This window comes from Pseudomonas sp. GM49, assembly GCF_000282355.1.
In the GTDB taxonomy this organism is placed as follows: domain Bacteria; phylum Pseudomonadota; class Gammaproteobacteria; order Pseudomonadales; family Pseudomonadaceae; genus Aquipseudomonas.
Genome location: NZ_AKJL01000260.1, coordinates 1 through 2,476, shown reverse-complemented (window position 1 = coordinate 2,476; position 2,476 = coordinate 1). Strand labels below are relative to the sequence as shown.

Sequence of the window (2,476 nt, the reverse complement as noted above, 5' to 3'; positions counted from 1 at the left end):
CCGGCGATGACCGCGGCGTTCATGCCAATGGCGAACCCGGTGATGACCGCGGCGTTCATGCCAATGGCGAACCCGGCGATGACCGTGGCGTCCATGCCAATGGCGAGCCCGGCGATGACCGTGGTATCCACGCCGAGCCCGGTGATGACAAAAGGACCTGATTCCCGCTGAAATCCATACAACACAAAACCCTGTGGGAGCGAGCTTGCTCGCTCCCACATTTGATTGTGTGGACCATTTCCTTACAACCCACCCTCAGACTGATCCAGTTCCTCGCGCAAGAACTCAACCAGCGCCTGTACCGGCCGCGAACTCTGACGATGCTGCGGATACACCGCCGACAGCGTCAACGGTTCGGGGCGAAAATCCTCCAGCACTTCCACCAGCCTTCCATCCTTCAACGCCGAACCGACAATGAACGTCGGCAAATACGTGACCCCCAGGCCGGCGATCGCTGCGTCCTTGAGCAATTCACCGTTGTTGACCCGCATCCGCCCGCTGACATTGACGCTCAATGGCTTGCCCTGCCCCGCAAAACGCCATTGCACCTGTCGACCATGGCCGTACGGCAGGCAGTCGTGACCGTGCAAATCGTCAGGCTTGAGCGGTGTGCCGCGTTCGGCCAGGTACGCGGGGCTGGCGCAGTACACCCGTTCAATGGAGGCAATGCGGCGGGCGATCAGTGTCGAGTCTTCCAGTGTGCCGATGCGCAGCGCCAGGTCGTAGCCCTCACCGAGCAAATCCACGGGACGATCGCTCAAATCCATCTCCACCGTCACGTCGCGATAGCGCTGCAAAAACACCGGCAACAGGCAGCCCAGATGCGCCAGTGCGAACGACAGCGGCGCACTCACACGAATGGTCCCCCGTGGCTCGGTGGTCTGGCCGGCGATGCCCTGCTCCACTTGTTCGACTTCGCTGAGCAGGCGCAGGGCTGACTCGTAATAACTCTGCCCCAGGGGCGTGACATCCAGCCGTCGGGTCGAGCGATTGAGCAAGCGCACGCCCAGACGCTCTTCGAGTTGCATCAAACGACGACTGACAAACTGCTTGGACAGGCCCAGTTGATCGGCGGCAGCGGTGAAGCTGCCGGAGTCCATGACCTGGCAAAAAATACGCATATCTTCGAAAGGGTTCATTGTCACTTCCCGGTTGACAGTCAAACACTTTATAGACGCTTTTTCCCTTCCAGGCACCCCATTAATCTGTGCTCACGGTGTCGCTGAAGCCTGAATCCCGGAGCCGGCAGCGACCTCACCCCAAGACACTCAATTCAATCGGTTAAAAAGGATTTGCCCATGAACCTCGTTCAGAAAACCCTGACCGCGTCCCTCCTCGCCCTCGCCGTCGGCAACGCTTTTGCCGCAGGCAGCCCGGGTGTCGAACACAACACCCAAGCCTTTCTCGAGGCCCTCGCCGCCGGCGGTGGCAAACCGCTTGAACAACTGAGCCCGAAAGATGCCCGTGCGGTGCTGACCAGTGCCCAGGCGTCGGTGAAGGTTGACCTGTCCGGCGTCGACGTCAGCGACAAAGCGATCAAGGTCGACGGGCAGACCATTCACCTCAAAGTGGTGCGTCCGGCCAAGGTCAAAGGTGAGTTGCCGGTGTTCATGTTCTTCCACGGTGGCGGTTGGGTGCTGGGCGATTTCCCGACTCACCAGCGTCTGATTCGTGACCTGGTGGTGGGTTCCGGCGCGGTCGCGGTGTACGTCGACTACACGCCCTCGCCGCAAGCGCATTACCCGACCGCGATCAACCAGGCCTATGCCGCTACCCGCTGGGTGGCCGAACACGGCCAGGAGATCGGCGTCGACGGCAAGCGCCTGGCCGTGGCCGGCAACAGCGTCGGCGGCAACATGGCGGCGGTCGTGGCCTTGATGGCCAAGGAACAAAAAACCCCGGCCCTGCGTTTTCAACTGCTGATGTGGCCAGTGACCAACGCACAGTTCGATAACGCGTCGTACCAGCAATTTGCCGAAGGCCACTTCCTGACGCAAAACATGATGAAGTGGTTCTGGGACAACTACACCACCGACGCCGGCGAGCGTGCGCAAATTCATGCCTCGCCGCTCAACGCCAGCACTGAACAGCTCAAAGGCTTGCCGGCCGCATTGGTGCAGACCGCCGAGTTCGACGTGCTGCGCGACGAAGGCGAAGGTTATGCCCGCCACCTCGATGCGGCAGGCGTGCCGGTGACCTCGGTACGCTACAACGGCATGATCCACGACTTCGGCCTGCTCAACCCACTGAGCCAGATACCGCAAGTGAAGGCGGCAGTGCGCCAGGCCGCGCTGGAGCTCAAGACTCATTTGAACTGAGTCCATGCCCTTCACCACACACTGGTGAAGGGCTTTTCTGTGGGAGCGAGCTTGCTCCGGGCGGCGTTCCGACGATGGCGGCATCACATTCAGCATTGAGGCTGACTGATCCTCCGCTATCGCGAGCAAGCTGAACTGGTCAACTAATTTTGGACACC

General features: G+C 60.8%; 2 protein-coding genes. One reads left to right on the top strand and one right to left on the bottom strand.

All coding sequences use genetic code 11. The features are described 5' to 3' along the window. Window positions 1–242 precede the first annotated feature (242 nt). A complete protein-coding gene (locus PMI29_RS07030) occupies window positions 243–1,139 on the bottom strand; it encodes a LysR family transcriptional regulator (protein ID WP_008001735.1) in 897 nt (298 codons plus the stop codon). A 159-nt stretch (window positions 1,140–1,298) separates the two neighbouring features. Here PMI29_RS07030 and PMI29_RS07035 point away from each other — a divergent pair, with 159 nt between their 5' ends. Next, window positions 1,299–2,318 (top strand): alpha/beta hydrolase, encoded by a 1,020-nt coding sequence (locus tag PMI29_RS07035; protein WP_008001734.1) that lies wholly within the window; start codon window positions 1,299–1,301, stop codon window positions 2,316–2,318. Window positions 2,319–2,476 lie beyond the last annotated feature (158 nt).